This is a genomic window from Mycobacterium sp. IDUB_3 (assembly GCF_055419585.1).
Window position 1 is genome coordinate 19,383 of sequence record NZ_JBVAXZ010000001.1, and the last position, 13,604, is coordinate 32,986.

The 13,604-nt window shown below is 69.2% G+C and carries 12 protein-coding genes and 1 riboswitch; of the genes, 8 read left to right on the forward strand and 4 right to left on the reverse strand.

From position 1 onward, the window contains the following. Positions 1-74 precede the first annotated feature (74 nt). The 4 genes from ACZYVJ_RS00010 to ileS all read left to right on the forward strand — a co-directional run bounded on the left by ACZYVJ_RS00010 (position 75) and on the right by ileS (position 6,339). Positions 75-644 (forward strand): carboxymuconolactone decarboxylase family protein, encoded by a 570-nt coding sequence (locus ACZYVJ_RS00010; protein WP_463829120.1) that lies wholly within the window; start codon positions 75-77, stop codon positions 642-644. Between the two features lie 186 nt (positions 645-830). Then, positions 831-1,955, forward strand: a complete 1,125-nt coding sequence (locus ACZYVJ_RS00015; RefSeq protein ID WP_463829121.1) for an NAD(P)H-dependent flavin oxidoreductase — start codon at positions 831-833, stop codon at positions 1,953-1,955. Positions 1,956-2,137: 182 nt separating this feature from the next. Further along, a riboswitch (M-box (ykoK) riboswitch) is annotated at positions 2,138-2,322 on the forward strand. A 277-nt stretch (positions 2,323-2,599) separates the two neighbouring features. Next, positions 2,600-2,851, forward strand: coding sequence for an Rv1535 family protein (locus ACZYVJ_RS00020; RefSeq protein ID WP_463829122.1), 252 nt, complete (start codon positions 2,600-2,602; stop codon positions 2,849-2,851). Positions 2,852-3,222: 371 nt separating this feature from the next. Next, positions 3,223-6,339: an isoleucine--tRNA ligase gene (ileS, locus tag ACZYVJ_RS00025; protein WP_463832771.1), complete on the forward strand. Its 3,117-nt coding sequence runs from the start codon at positions 3,223-3,225 to the stop codon at positions 6,337-6,339. Positions 6,340-6,357: 18 nt separating this feature from the next. Here the strand turns inward: ileS and ACZYVJ_RS00030 are convergent, their stop codons facing one another. Then, on the reverse strand, positions 6,358-6,879 hold the full coding sequence (locus ACZYVJ_RS00030; protein ID WP_463829123.1) for a hypothetical protein: 522 nt from the start codon (positions 6,877-6,879) through the stop codon (positions 6,358-6,360). A gap of 122 nt (positions 6,880-7,001) precedes the next feature. On the opposite strand from ACZYVJ_RS00030, the gene ACZYVJ_RS00035 reads away from it, so the two are divergent. Then, entirely contained in the window at positions 7,002-8,411 is a 1,410-nt protein-coding gene (locus ACZYVJ_RS00035) for a DNA polymerase IV (protein WP_463829124.1), read from the forward strand. Here ACZYVJ_RS00035 and ACZYVJ_RS00040 read toward each other — a convergent pair. After that, complete coding sequence (locus ACZYVJ_RS00040; protein ID WP_463829125.1) at positions 8,376-9,332, reverse strand: asparaginase; 957 nt, start codon at positions 9,330-9,332, stop codon at positions 8,376-8,378. The genes ACZYVJ_RS00035 and ACZYVJ_RS00040 overlap by 36 nt on opposite strands. Positions 9,333-9,386: 54 nt before the next feature. Here ACZYVJ_RS00040 and lspA point away from each other — a divergent pair, with 54 nt between their 5' ends. Together lspA and ACZYVJ_RS00050 are read left to right on the forward strand one after the other, a co-directional pair. Beyond that, positions 9,387-10,067, forward strand: a complete 681-nt coding sequence (gene lspA, locus ACZYVJ_RS00045; protein ID WP_463829126.1) for a signal peptidase II — start codon at positions 9,387-9,389, stop codon at positions 10,065-10,067. Continuing rightward, entirely contained in the window at positions 10,060-10,986 is a 927-nt protein-coding gene (locus ACZYVJ_RS00050; RefSeq protein ID WP_463829127.1) for an RluA family pseudouridine synthase, read from the forward strand. The genes lspA and ACZYVJ_RS00050 overlap by 8 nt, the downstream gene beginning before the upstream one ends. Position 10,987: 1 nt before the next feature. On the opposite strand, the gene ACZYVJ_RS00055 is transcribed toward ACZYVJ_RS00050, so the two are convergent. Further along, a complete protein-coding gene (locus tag ACZYVJ_RS00055; protein WP_463829128.1) occupies positions 10,988-11,746 on the reverse strand; it encodes a methyltransferase domain-containing protein in 759 nt (252 codons plus the stop codon). A 119-nt stretch (positions 11,747-11,865) separates the two neighbouring features. Then, the gene (locus ACZYVJ_RS00060; RefSeq protein WP_463829129.1) at positions 11,866-12,276 is read right to left on the reverse strand and encodes a group I truncated hemoglobin; all 411 of its coding nucleotides are present in this window, start codon (positions 12,274-12,276) and stop codon (positions 11,866-11,868) included. Between the two features lie 284 nt (positions 12,277-12,560). Between ACZYVJ_RS00060 and ACZYVJ_RS00065 the strand changes: the two genes are divergently transcribed. Beyond that, positions 12,561-13,604, forward strand: coding sequence for an SDR family NAD(P)-dependent oxidoreductase (locus ACZYVJ_RS00065; RefSeq protein ID WP_463829130.1), 1,044 nt, complete (start codon positions 12,561-12,563; stop codon positions 13,602-13,604).

The window sequence follows — 13,604 nt, forward strand, 5'->3', positions numbered from 1 at the left end:
GTCGCTGGGCATTCCGCTGACTACCATGACCGTAGAACGCGACGGTCCCGCCAGCACGGAGGAGTGCTCATCCGATGACAACAGCGCGCCTGCCTCGACTGCCACTCGACGAAGCCAAGGCCGCCGCCGACGAAGCGGCCGTCCCCAACTACATGGCCGAGCTCAGCATCTTCCAGGTGCTGCTCAACCATCCGCCACTGGCGCGTGGCATCAACGACCTGCTCGCCACCATGCTCTGGCACGGGACCCTCGACTCGCGGCTACGCGAGCTGGCGATCATGCGGATCGGCTGGCTGACCTCCTGCGACTACGAATGGACGCAGCACTGGCGGGTCGCATCCCGGCTCGGCGTTCCGGCCGACGACCTGCTGGGCGTGCGGGATTGGCCGAACCACGCCGGGTTCGGGTCGGTCGAGCGGGCCGTGCTCGCGGCCACCGACGACGTGGTGCGCGACGGCGCGGTGAGCGCAGCGAGCTGGCTGGCATGCGAGCGCGAATTCAACGGGGACACAACGGTTCTCGTTGAACTGGTGACGGTGATCGGTGCCTGGCGGATGGTGGCGTCGATCCTGCAAAGCCTCGAGGTGCCGCTGGAAGAGGGCGTGTCGAGCTGGCCGCCGGACGGCCGGTCGCCCCGGTCTTAGGGCGATCGCGAGCGCGGCGCAGCCGGGCGAAGCGGGTCGCCCCCATCGGTCTTAGGGCGATCGCGAGCGCGGCGCAGCCGGGCGAAGCGGGTCGCCCCCATCAGTCGTAGCTCCGGCGTGCGCGCCTGAGTTGCCCACGCGCCGTGGCCGATTGACTTAGCAGTCGATAACTCTTAGCGTCGGGCAATGAGAACCAGGGTCGCCGAGATGCTCGGAGTCGAATTCCCGATCTGCGCCTTCAGCCACTGCCGCGACGTGGTCGCAGCGGTGACCAATGCGGGTGGCTTCGGGGTGTTGGGCGCCACCGCGCACAGCCCCCAACGCCTGCAGAGCGAGCTGACCTGGATCGAGGAACAGACCGGGGGCAAGCCCTACGGAGTCGACCTGCTGCTGCCGCCCAAATACGTCGGTGCCGAGCAAGGCGGCATCGACACCACACAGACCCGCACCCTGCTGCCCGACGAACATCGCGCGTTCGTCGACGACCTCCTGGCCCGCTACGGCGTCGCCGCGGCCACCGGGGAACCGCGTGCGTCGCTGGGCGGCCTGAACATCTCGCCCAAGACCTACGAGCCGCTGCTGGAGGTCGCCTTCTCCAACAACATCCGGCTGATCGCCAGCGCGCTCGGTCCGCCCCCGGCGGACCTCGTCGACCGCGCCCACGACCGGGACGTGCTGGTGGCTGCCTTGGCCGGCACCACCCGGCACGCGCAACGACACGCCGCCGCGGGCGTCGACCTGATCGTCGCGCAAGGCACCGAGGCGGGCGGGCACACCGGCGAGGTGGCGACCATGGTCCTGGTGCCCGAGGTCGTCGATGCCGTGGCGCCGGTGCCCGTGCTGGCCGCCGGCGGAATCGCCCGTGGGCGTCAGATCGCCGCGGCGCTGGCCCTGGGCGCCGAGGGCGTGTGGTGCGGCTCGGTGTGGCTGACCACCGAAGAGGCCGAGACCGTGCCCGTGGTCAAGGAGAAATTCTTGGCCGCCAGCTCGTCGGACACTGTGCGATCGCGCTCGATGACGGGCAAGCCGGCGCGGATGCTGCGCACGGCCTGGACCGACGAGTGGGAGCGGCCGGAAAACCCGGATCCGCTGGGCATGCCGTTGCAGACCGCGCTGATCACCGAGCCGCAGGTGCGCATCAACTCCGCCGCCGCCCACCAGGGCGCCAAGGCGCGTGAGCTAGCCACCTACTTCGTCGGGCAGGTGGTGGGTTCGCTCGACCGGGTCCGCCCGACGCGCTCGGTGGTGCTGGACATGGTCGAAGAGTTCATCGACACCATCGGCCGGCTCGACGGCCTGGTCGAGAAGTGATTCGGGGCGGCCGGGCAACCGCGCGGAATTGACGGATTCCTGACGGCCGGCGCGCGTACGCCCAGCTCAGCACCGTGAACCTGGCCGAATGCTGTGCGCGCCCCTAATGAATGCATACAGAATGTCCGACACGCTATCCAGGGATTTGACCGCGTCATACCCGTCGTGCATTATCGGTCGGGTAAGCACCTCGATAGGTGAGGCGTCTACACGAATACAGGCCACTGACCCCGAACGTCGAAAGACGCCCCGGGTCAGGACAGCTCCTCCCGGCTTAAGGGTTGAGCCCAGGTGGCTTCCGGCTTGGATTGTTTTTCAGGCCAGGACACGTCGTGTGGTGCCGAAGCTCTGACGAGTGGGGTGCGGATCTCCGACGGTTGTCGGGTTCTGCTCCTCTGCTGCGCATAGATTGCATGCGACCCGCGCATGCGTCGTGACCGCGAGGAGGTGAGGGACACATGAGTTCTGGCGATAGTCCGGACCGAAGTCCGAACTGTGTTTCGTCCCGATCCGGTCTCCGGCGCGACCTTCTCGGCTGAGTCGTCGCAACGCTAAGTGCTTATCGGCCAAGCGTTCTGAGATCGCGAGGGACGGGACACATCAGTCCAGTCAGTCCCGTTGGATCTCCCCTCTAGGAGGCGATGATGACCGCAGTTTTCTACGACGAAGTGCTCACCGTAGCTCCCGCCCCCACGCTGACCGTGGTGCGCGACACCGACACGATCCCGGCACCCGCCCCGGCTCCCGTGGCCAACGGCCGCCGCCGGGCCGGCACCCCGCTTTTGGGCGCCGGTGGCGACCCGTTGGTGGACGGCGCCGCTCGCCTGCTGAGCGTCCCGCTGCGTCACGTGTACGCCGCGCTGTGGCGGGTTGGCGTCCTCGAAGTCCGGGCCTGAAGCCGAACTCCGATGGACGTCGCGCAACTCGTGCTCCAAGGGGCCGCCTGGCCGCAGACCTAGTTCTGCGGCCAGGCGACCCCTCGGAGTGCGCCCGGATTTGCGGGTCTTCGTAGAATCGTCTTACTGGCGTCGATCCGGCCATCACCGGGGAGCCTTCGGAAGAACAGCCGTCCTGGCTCAGTAGAACCGAACGGGTAGGCCCGTCACAGCCGTCATCGAGTGGCCACGCGAAAGCGCGGCAAGCGGGGTGGTACCGCGGCGCTCGCGCAGCCAGCGCGTCGTCGTCCCCGCTTTGCACCGTGGCACAGGAGACAACGCGCATCGTGACCAACACAACCGGCCCCGAAGCTGGCCTCGAGGCTCAGCCGGTGGACTCCGTCCAGGCCTACCCCAAGCCGGCCGGCGGAGCGCCCGACTTCCCGGCGCTCGAGCTCGAGGTGCTGGACTACTGGGCCCGCGACGACACCTTCCGGGCCAGCATCGCCCGCCGCGACGGCGCACCGGAATACGTGTTCTACGACGGCCCGCCGTTCGCGAACGGGCTGCCGCACTACGGGCACCTGCTCACCGGCTACGTCAAGGACATCGTTCCGCGCTACCGCACCATGCGCGGCTACAAGGTGGAGCGCCGCTTCGGCTGGGACACCCACGGCCTGCCGGCCGAACTCGAGGTCGAGCGCCAGCTGGGCATCAACGACAAATCGCAGATCGACGACATGGGCATCGCCGCGTTCAACGACGCCTGCCGCGAATCCGTGCTGCGCTACACCGACGAGTGGCAGGCCTACGTCACCCGCCAGGCGCGCTGGGTCGACTTCGACAACGACTACAAGACGCTGGACCTGCCCTACATGGAGTCGGTGATCTGGGCGTTCAAACAGCTCTGGGACAAGGGCCTGGCCTACGAGGGCTACCGGGTGCTGCCGTACTGCTGGCGCGACGAAACGCCGCTGTCCAACCACGAATTGCGGATGGACGACGACGTGTACCAGAGCCGCCAGGACCCCGCCCTCACGGTCGGGTTCAGGGTGGTCGGCGGTCCGCTGGACGGCGCGCACCTGCTGGTGTGGACGACGACGCCGTGGACGCTGCCGTCCAACCTGGCGGTCGCCGTCAACCCCGACGTGACCTACGTCGAGGTCACGGCCGACGGCAAGCGTTTTGTTCTCGCGGAGCCGCGGCTGGCCGCCTACGCCCGCGAGTTGGGCGAGCAGCCCGAGATCCGGGCCACCCACCGCGGCGCCGACCTGCTGGGCACCCGCTACCTGCCGCCGTTCCCGTACTTCATGGATACGGATAACGCATTTCAGGTGCTGCCCGGTGAGTTCGTCACCACCGAGGACGGTACCGGCATCGTGCACATGGCCCCGGCCTACGGCGAGGACGACATGGCGACCACCGGCAAGGTCGGCATCACCCCGGTCACGCCCGTCGATTCCAAGGGGCGCTTCGATGCCACGGTTCCGGATTACCAGGGGCAGCACGTCTTTGACGCCAACCAGCACATCATCCGCGACCTGAAGAACGGCAGCGGTCCCGCCGCGGCCAACGGCGCGGTGCTGCTGCGCCACGAAACCTACGAGCACCCCTACCCGCACTGCTGGCGCTGCCGCAATCCGCTGATCTACCGGGCGGTGTCGTCGTGGTTCGTCGCGGTCACCGAATTCCGGGACCGCATGGTGGAACTCAACCAGCAGATCACCTGGTATCCCGAGCACGTCAAGGACGGCCAGTTCGGTAAGTGGCTGCAGGGCGCCCGCGACTGGTCGATCTCGCGAAACCGCTACTGGGGAACCCCGATTCCGGTGTGGAAGTCCGACGACCCCGCGTACCCGCGGGTGGATGCCTACGGCAGTCTCGACGAACTCGAACGCGACTTCGGGGTGCGGCCCACCAACCTGCACCGGCCCTTCATCGACGAGCTGACCCGGCCCAATCCCGACGACCCGACAGGGGCCAGCACGATGCGACGGATCCCCGACGTGCTCGACGTGTGGTTCGACTCGGGATCGATGCCGTATGCGCAGGTGCATTTCCCGTTCGAGAACTCCGAGTGGTTCGACACGCATTACCCCGGTGACTTCATCGTCGAGTACATCGGGCAGACCCGCGGCTGGTTCTACACGCTGCACGTGCTGGCCACCGCGCTGTTCGACCGTCCCGCCTTCAAAACCTGTGTGGCACATGGCATCGTGCTGGGATCCGACGGCCAGAAGATGAGCAAGTCGCTGCGCAACTATCCCGATGTCAGCGAGGTGTTCGACCGCGACGGCTCCGACGCCATGCGCTGGTTCCTGATGGCCTCGCCGATCCTGCGCGGGGGCAATCTCATCGTCACCGAACAGGGCATCCGCGAGGGGGTGCGCCAGGTGCTGCTGCCGTTCTGGAACGCCTACAGCTTCCTGGCCCTCTACGCGCCCAAAGTCGGTACCTGGCGCACCGATTCGACGCAGGTGCTGGACCGCTACATCCTGGCCAAGCTCGCTGAGCTGCGCGACGACCTGACCCACGAGATGGACACCTGTGACATCTCGCGGGCCTGCGAGCAGCTGCGCCAGTTCACCGATGCGTTGACGAACTGGTATGTGCGACGGTCGCGTTCGCGGTTCTGGGAAGAAGACGTCGACGCCATCGACACGTTGCATACCGTGCTGGAGGTGACGGCGCGGCTGGCCGCGCCGCTGCTTCCCTCGGTGACCGAGATCGTCTGGCGGGGCCTGACTGCGCAGCGGTCGGTGCATCTCACCGACTGGCCGCAGGCCGGCGACGTGCCCGCCGACCCCGACCTGGTCGCCGCGATGGATCAGGTCCGCGAGGTCTGCTCGGCCGCGTCCTCGTTGCGTAAGGCCAAGACGCTGCGGGTGCGGCTGCCGCTGCCGAAACTGACGGTGGCGGTTGATAATCCGCAGCGACTGGAGCCGTTCGTCGACCTCATCGCCGACGAACTCAACGTCAAGAGCGTCGAGCTGACCGATGCGATCGACACCTACGGTCGCTTCGAGCTCACCGTCAACGCGCGGGTGGCCGGGCCGCGGCTGGGCAAGGACGTGCAGGCCGCCATCAAGGCGGTCAAGGCGGGGGAGGGCGTCGTCAATCCGGACGGCACCCTGACCGCCGGCCCCGCGGTGCTGCAACCCGAGGAATACAGCTCACGCCTGGTCGCGGCCGACCCGGAATTCACCGCGGCGCTGCCCGACGGGGCGGGCCTGGTGGTGCTGGACGGCACGGTGACCCCGGAGCTGGAGGCCGAAGGCTGGGCCAAGGACCGCATCCGTGAGCTGCAGGAGCTGCGCAAGTCGACGGGTCTGGATGTGTCCGACCGGATTTCGGTGGTGATGGCAGTGCCCGGCGAGCGGGTCGACTGGGCGCGCACCCACCGCGACCTCATCGCGGGCGAAATCCTGGCCACCAGTTTCGAATTCGGCGATCCGGCCGATGGCACCGAGATCGGCGACGGCGTGCGGGTGAGCATCGCCAAGGCCTGAGCGCGCGTCGCGCGTGGTTCAAGAGCGAGACCGCAGCGCCCGATGGGCATGCGCCCAGAACGGCATGCCCACCGCCACCGTCGCCCCGGTGGCGATCAGGCCGACCGCGACGTCGACGCTCTTTCGGCCGTCGGATGCCCAGTAGACGTCCTTGAGGTCCAACAGCAACGCCAGCTCGTCGACGATCATGGCATTGGCGGCGCCGTACGCCACCGCCGCCGCGGGATGCCGCCGTTGCTCGTCGCTGCCGCGCAGCCCGACTCCGGCCACCGTCACCAGCATCCCAATGCCGATGTTGTAGTGGTGGAAGTGCTTGCCGCCCATGGACATACCGCCACCGGACGGTCCATGCCCGGCCCTGATCCAGTGGGTGAGCCCGCGCAGGCCGGCGAAGGTGAGGGTGAACGACGCCCACGCGAGCACCGTGGCCTGCTCGCCGGGCTGCAGGCGCTCGTTCCATTGATGACGCAGCCGCGCCCATCGCGTCGAGGGCGGTGCGCCCCCGTCCGGAGCGGCCGCATCGCCGGACCCGGCGTTCATCAGCCGTCCTCGACCGCTCTCGCCCAGCGCTGCGAGCTGCGGATCCGGCGGCGCGCCACGTTTATGGCCATGACAAAACGTTAGTCCGACTGGCCCGTCGTGTGGGCCCTAGCATCGAGCGTGTGGAGTCGCGGTGGGTGCTGCACCTGGACATGGACGCGTTCTTCGCCTCCGTCGAGCAACTCACCCGCCCGACGCTGCGCGGGCGCCCGGTACTGGTCGGCGGCGTGGGCGGGCGCGGCGTGGTGGCCGGCGCCAGCTACGAGGCGCGGGTGTTCGGCGCGCGCTCGGCCATGCCCATGCATCAGGCCCGCCGGCTGGTCGGTGTGGGCGCGGTGGTGCTGCCGCCGCGCGGCGTGGTGTACGGGCTGGCCAGCAGGCGCGTCTTCGACACCATCCGCGCCGTGGTGCCCGTTGTCGAGCAGTTGTCGTTCGACGAGGGATTCGGCGAACCCGCGCAGCTCGCCGGGGCGTCCGCCGTGGACGTCGAGGCATTCTGCGAGGACCTGCGGCGACGGGTCCGCGACGAGACCGGCCTGATCGCCTCGGTGGGCGCCGGCTCGGGCAAGCAGATTGCCAAGATCGCCTCCGGGCTGGCCAAGCCCGACGGGGTCCGGGTGGTGCGTCGCGCCGAAGAACGGGTGTTGCTCGGCGGCCTGCCGGTGCGCCGGCTGTGGGGGATCGGCCCGGTCGCCGAGGAGAGGCTGCATCGCCTGGGCATCGAGACCATCGGCGAGCTGGCCGCGCTGACCGAGGCCGAGGCGGCCAACATCCTGGGCGCCACGATCGGGCCCGCGCTGCATCGGCTGGCCCGCGGGATCGACGACCGCCCGGTCGCCGAGCGCGCCGAGGCCAAGCAGATCAGCTCCGAATCGACCTTCGCCGCCGACCTGACCAGCCTGGAGCAGTTGCGTGAGGCCATCGAGCCGATTGCCGAGCACGCCCATCACCGCCTGCTGCGCGACGGCCGCGGCGCGCGCACCGTCACCGTCAAGCTGAAGAAATCCGACATGAGCACGCTGACCCGGTCCGCGACGCTGCCCTATGCCACCACCGAGGTCGCCGCGCTGGTGGGCATGGCCCGCCGGTTACTGCTCGATCCGCGCGAGATCGGGCCCATTCGCCTTCTCGGCGTGGGCTTTTCGGGGCTGAGCGACGTGCGCCAGGAATCGCTGTTTCCGGATTTGGAACTGGCTGCGCCGCAATCGGATTCACCGTCCGTCGAGACCGCGACTGAGGCCATGTATGGGCCCGGCCCCCACACGGCAGAGGTTGCGGGGTGGCGGGTCGGCGACGACGTCGCCCACCTCGAGCTCGGGCACGGCTGGGTGCAGGGCGCGGGCCACGGCGTGGTCACCGCGCGGTTCGAGACCCGCAGCTCCGGGCCCGGCCCGGCCCGGACGTTTCCCGCCGACGGCGGTGATTTGGTGCGCGCCAACCCGATCGATTCCCTGGATTGGCCCGAGTACGCCGGCGGCCTGCAGGCCGATGTGCTGTCAGCCCCACCGGGCGACGACGTCGGCGAACGGTAGCTCCGCGGCCAGCGCGGCGATCAGCAGCACGCGCGCCTGAGGCGGTCGCAGCCGCGGCACCGGCACCGCCCCGGCCGCCGCCATGTCGTGGCCGGGGCCGTAGCTGGCGGCGACCCGCCCGCCGGGGACGCGGGTGGACACCGCGACGACGACCCCGTCGCCGCAGTGCCGGCGCACCGCGTCGACCACCGCGGGTCCGGCGTTTCCCGAACCCAGCGCCTCGAGGACCACGCCCCGCGCCCCGGCGGCCACGCACGCATCGAGGGCCACCGCGTCGCTGCCCAGGTACGCCGCGACGATGTCGACGCGCGGCGCGGTAGCGGCCCGCAGCTCGCCGACGTACGGGCGGGTCTTCGGGCTGGTAAGGGTCACGTCGCCGGCCGCGGCGCCGAGCGGCCGGCCGGTGAAGCCGCTCAGGTCCTCGGTGGCCACCTTGCTCATGCCCAGCGGTTGCAGCACCCGGCCCGCGAAACACAGCACCACGCCCAGATCACGGGCGGCCGGGCTGGCCGCCACCGCCAGGGCGTCGCGCACATTCGCCGGGCCGTCCGCGTCGGGGGCGTCGGCGCTGCGCATGGCGCCGGTCAACACGACCGGGGCCTGGCCCGCGTAGGTGAGATCGAGCCACAGTGCGCTTTCCTCCATGGTGTCGGTGCCGTGCAGCACCACCACGCCGTCGGCCCCGCCGTCGACCGCGGCCGTCACCGCGTCGCGGATCCGGTCCCAATCGGCCAGCGTCAGCTCCGAGCTGTCCACCGCCAGCAGGTCAACGACGTCGACGTCGTGTTCTTCGCGGAAGGGCGCCGTCAGATCCGACCCGCTGTAGGAGGGTCGGTGCACGCCGTCGGCGCCGGTGCCGGTCGATATCGTGCCTCCGGTGGCGATCACGGTGAGGCGGGCCATGGTGGCATCATTGCGCATCGCCGCTGCGCGAACATGGCTAGCCTGCGTGAGGCAGTAGGGGATGATGGGGAAGTGCCTGAAGAACCAACGAAATCGACTGAGCCGGTGACCTCAGCCGAACAGGCTGGTGAGGCCGCCCCCGTCGAGCGGAACACGGAGCCCGAAACCGCCGCCGCGCCCGAACCCGCTCCACGGCGGCTGCGGCTGCTGCTGTCGATCGCGGCGATAGTCCTGGCCCTCGACGTCGTCACCAAGGTCATCGCCGTCAAACTGCTGCCGCCCGGCCAGCCGGTGCCGATCATCGGCGACACGGTGACCTGGACCCTGGTGCGCAACTCGGGTGCGGCCTTCTCGATGGCGACCGGCTACACCTGGGTGCTGACCCTGATCGCGACCGGTGTGGTGGTCGGCATCTTCTGGATGGGGCGCCGGCTGGTGTCGCCCTGGTGGGCGGTGGGCCTGGGCATGATCCTCGGTGGCGCGATGGGCAACCTGGTCGATCGCTTCTTCCGCGCCCCCGGACCGTTGCGTGGGCATGTCGTGGACTTCTTATCGGTCGGCTGGTGGCCGGTGTTCAACGTCGCCGACCCCTCGGTGGTCGGCGGTGCCATCCTGCTGGTCGTGCTGTCGATCTTCGGGTTCGACTTCGACTCAGTTGGTCGGCGCCACGCCGACGGCGACTCTCCGGGCCGGCGCACGGCCGACGACCGGAGCAAGGACGAGGACGGCTCCCAGGACAGCGCGGGTGAGTGACCGCTCGATGCCCGTCCCGGAGGGACTGGCGGGCATGCGCGTCGATGCCGGGCTGGCGCGCCTGCTCGGGCTGTCGCGCAGCGCGGCGGCCGCGCTCGCCGAAGACGGCGGCGTCGAACTCGACGGCGTCCAGGCCGGTAAGTCCGACCGGCTGACCGGCGGCGCCTGGCTGCAGGTGCGGCTGCCCGAGGCGCCCGCGCCGCCGCAGAACACGCCGGTCGACATCGAGGGCATGACGATCCTGTACTCCGACGACGACATCGTCGCGGTCGACAAACCGGCGGCGGTGGCCGCGCACGCGTCGGTCGGCTGGACGGGGCCCACGGTGCTCGGCGGCCTGGCCGCCGCCGGCTACCGGATCACCACCTCGGGGGTGCCCGAGCGGCAGGGCATCGTGCACCGCCTCGACGTCGGCACGTCCGGGGTGATGGTGGTGGCCCTGTCCGAGCGCGCCTACACCCTGCTCAAGCGGGCGTTCAAACAGCGCACCGTCGACAAGCGCTATCACGCGCTGGTGCAAGGACATCCGGACCCGTCCAGCGGGACCATCGACGCGCCGATCGGGCGTCACCGCGGCGGCGAGTGGAAGTTCGCGGTCACCAAGGACGGCCGGCACAGCCTCACCCACTACGACACCGTGGAGGCCTTCGTCGCCGCCAGCCTGCTCGACGTGCACCTGGAAACCGGCCGCACCCACCAGATCCGGGTGCATTTCTCGGCGCTGCATCACCCGTGCTGCGGTGACCTCGTCTACGGCGCCGACCCCAAGCTCGCGAAAAAGCTTGGGCTGGAACGCCAATGGCTGCATGCCCGCTCGCTGTCGTTTGCCCATCCGGCCGACGGCAGGCGCATCGAAATCGTCAGCCCCTACCCGCCCGACCTGCAACACGCGCTGGACGTGTTGCGCGCCGAGGGCTGACTCAGGCGGGCTTGCGGGCCTCGACGAGCAGCCGCACGGAGTGCGTGACGAAGGGCCCGTCGGATTCGATGCGCTCGTGCAGTTCGGCCAGCCGCTCGCGGTAGCGCTGCACGCTGAAGTCGGGCACCGTCCAGATCACCTTGCGCAGGAAGTACACGACGGCGCCGATGTCGAAGAACTCGGCGCGCATCCGCTCCATCCGCACATCGACGATCTCCAGCCCGGCTGCCTCGGCCTGTGCGCGCACGGCGTCCGGGTGGAACTCGGCCCACTTCTCCGGCTGCGGCCCGATGAAGTACTCGACCAGCTCGCCCATGGTGGCCGGGCCGATGTGCTGTGCGAAGTAGGTGCCGCCCGGCCGGAGCACCCGGAGGATCTCGGTCCACCAAACGGAGATCGGGTGACGCGTGGTCACCAGGTCGAACGCGTCGTCGGCGAACGGGAGCGGCGGCTCGTCACGGGTCGCGACGACCACCACACCGAGCGCGTGCAGGCGCCGGGTGGCCAGCGCCGCGTTCGGCGGCCATGTCTCGATGGCCGCCATGGTCGGCGGGAACGGCGCCGCGCCGGACAGCACCTCCCCGCCGCCGGTGTGAATGTCCAGTGCGGCCGACACCGTCGCCAACCGGCCCCGCAGTAGCCGCTGGTAGCCCCACGACGGGCGTTCCTCGGTGGCCCGGCCGTCCAGCCACGAAAAGTCCCAGCCCTCGACCGGGGCGGCCTCCGCCTCGGCGATCAGGTCGTCAAATGTGCGCCGCATGTCAGGCATGCTAGGCGGCGAACCTGGCCCGCGACATGCCCAGATTGCCACCGTGGTCGTGCCAGGAGCCGCAACCGCAGTCCTCACGGCAAGCTCGGCGCGCGACCGGCCTGAAACCGTCAGACCCTGACCTTGCCGGCGTCGCCCGTCGCGATCTCGGGGGCCAGCGGGGCGATGGCGCCGAGTATCTCGGTGACCGTCTCCGACGGCACCCCGGCGGCGGCCAGCGCGTCGGCCAAATGCCCGGCCACCAACCCGAAGTGGTGCATGGTGATCCCGCGACCCTGGTGCACCTGCTTCATCGGGGCGCCGGTGTAGGGCTCGGGGCCGCCCAGGGCCGCGGCGAAGAACTCGACCTGTTTGCCCTTGAGGCGGTTCATGTTCGTGCCGGTGAAAAAGCCCGACAGCTGATCGTCGGCAAGCACGCGAACGTAGAAGTCCTCCACCACGACTTCGATCGCCTCGTGCCCACCGATCCGGTCGTAGATGGCTCCCGGTGCGGACCTGCGGAAGCGCGCCAGAATTTTCATGGGTTCGATTGGAACATTTCGGCGTTGCTCGTCAGTTAGTGCGCGATCACGCCCGGATTGCTCTGTGTAACAAGCGGATTGCCCGCGTCTGGCGGCCGTTGCCGGCGAACCGTGAGACCCGGCGCCGCGTTACATGACGGCAATCTGCATCGAGGTGATGGACTGATGTCCTAGGTTGGCTTAATGATGCACGTCACATCACTCGCGCAGCCCCGCAAGGCGGTCGTGGTCAACGGGCAGGCCAGTTGCGGTCGGGGGGCTCACATCATCAGGAGCGAAGGCCGATGAATCTTGGTGACTTAACGAACTTGGTGGAGAACTCGATCGGGAACCTGGTGGAAAAGCCACTGGCCGCGGTGTCCCACATCGTCAACACCCCGAACTCGGCAGGACGGTATCGGCCGTTCTATCTGAGGAATCTGCTGGACGCCGTGCAGGGCCGCACGCTCGAGGAGGCCGTCGAGGGCAGGACCGCACTGATCACCGGGGGATCCTCGGGCATCGGTGAGGCCGCCGCGAAGAAGATCGCGGAGGCCGGCGGTGCGGTGGCGCTGGTGGCGCGCACCCGGGAGAACCTGGAGAAGGTCGCCTCTGACATCCGAGCGATCCGCGGTGGGACCGCCCACGTCTACCCGTGCGACCTGACCGACATGGATGCCATCGCCGCGATGGCCGATCAGGTGCTCGACGATCTCGGCGGCGTCGACATCCTGATCAACAACGCGGGACGCTCGATTCGGCGCTCGCTCGAGTTGTCCTACGACCGGATCCACGACTACCAGCGCACGATGCAGCTGAACTATCTCGGCGCCGTCCAGCTGATCCTCAAGTTCATCCCCGGGATGCGCGAGCGGGGATACGGGCACGTGCTCAACGTCTCCTCGGTTGGCGTGCAGACCCGCGCGCCGCGCTTCGGCGCCTATATCGCCAGCAAGGCCGCGCTGGACAGCTTGTGCGACGCGCTGCAGGCCGAAACGGTGAACGACGACGTGCGGTTCACCACGGTGCACATGGCGCTGGTGCGCACGCCGATGATCAGCCCGACCACGCTCTACGACAAGTTCCCGGCGCTGACGCCCGACCAGGCGGCCGGGGTGATCACCGACGCGATCGTGCACCGGCCGCGGCGGGCCAGCTCGCCGTTCGGGCAGTTCGCCGCCGTCGCCGACGCCGTCAACCCGGCGGTGATGGACCGGGTACGCAACCGGGCGTTCGTCATGTTCGGCGACTCCAGCGCCGCGAAGGGTGATGATTCATCAACCGAGGCAACGAAATTCGACAAACGCAGCGAGAACTTCGTGCGGGCGACCCGAGGGATACATTGGTGA

Excerpts from the sequence above, each read along its gene's own strand:
- ACZYVJ_RS00010 (WP_463829120.1), top strand. The coding sequence starts at position 75 with ATGACAACAGCGCGCCTGCCTCGACTGCCACTCGACGAAGCCAAGGCC.
- ACZYVJ_RS00015 (WP_463829121.1), top strand. The coding sequence starts at position 831 with ATGAGAACCAGGGTCGCCGAGATGCTCGGAGTCGAATTCCCGATCTGC.
- ACZYVJ_RS00020 (WP_463829122.1), top strand. The coding sequence starts at position 2,600 with ATGACCGCAGTTTTCTACGACGAAGTGCTCACCGTAGCTCCCGCCCCC.
- ACZYVJ_RS00030 (WP_463829123.1), bottom strand. The coding sequence starts at position 6,879 with ATGAACGCCGGGTCCGGCGATGCGGCCGCTCCGGACGGGGGCGCACCG.
- ACZYVJ_RS00040 (WP_463829125.1), bottom strand. The coding sequence starts at position 9,332 with ATGCGCAATGATGCCACCATGGCCCGCCTCACCGTGATCGCCACCGGA.
- ACZYVJ_RS00055 (WP_463829128.1), bottom strand. The coding sequence starts at position 11,746 with ATGCGGCGCACATTTGACGACCTGATCGCCGAGGCGGAGGCCGCCCCG.
- ACZYVJ_RS00060 (WP_463829129.1), bottom strand. The coding sequence starts at position 12,276 with ATGAAAATTCTGGCGCGCTTCCGCAGGTCCGCACCGGGAGCCATCTAC.
- ACZYVJ_RS00065 (WP_463829130.1), top strand. The coding sequence starts at position 12,561 with ATGAATCTTGGTGACTTAACGAACTTGGTGGAGAACTCGATCGGGAAC.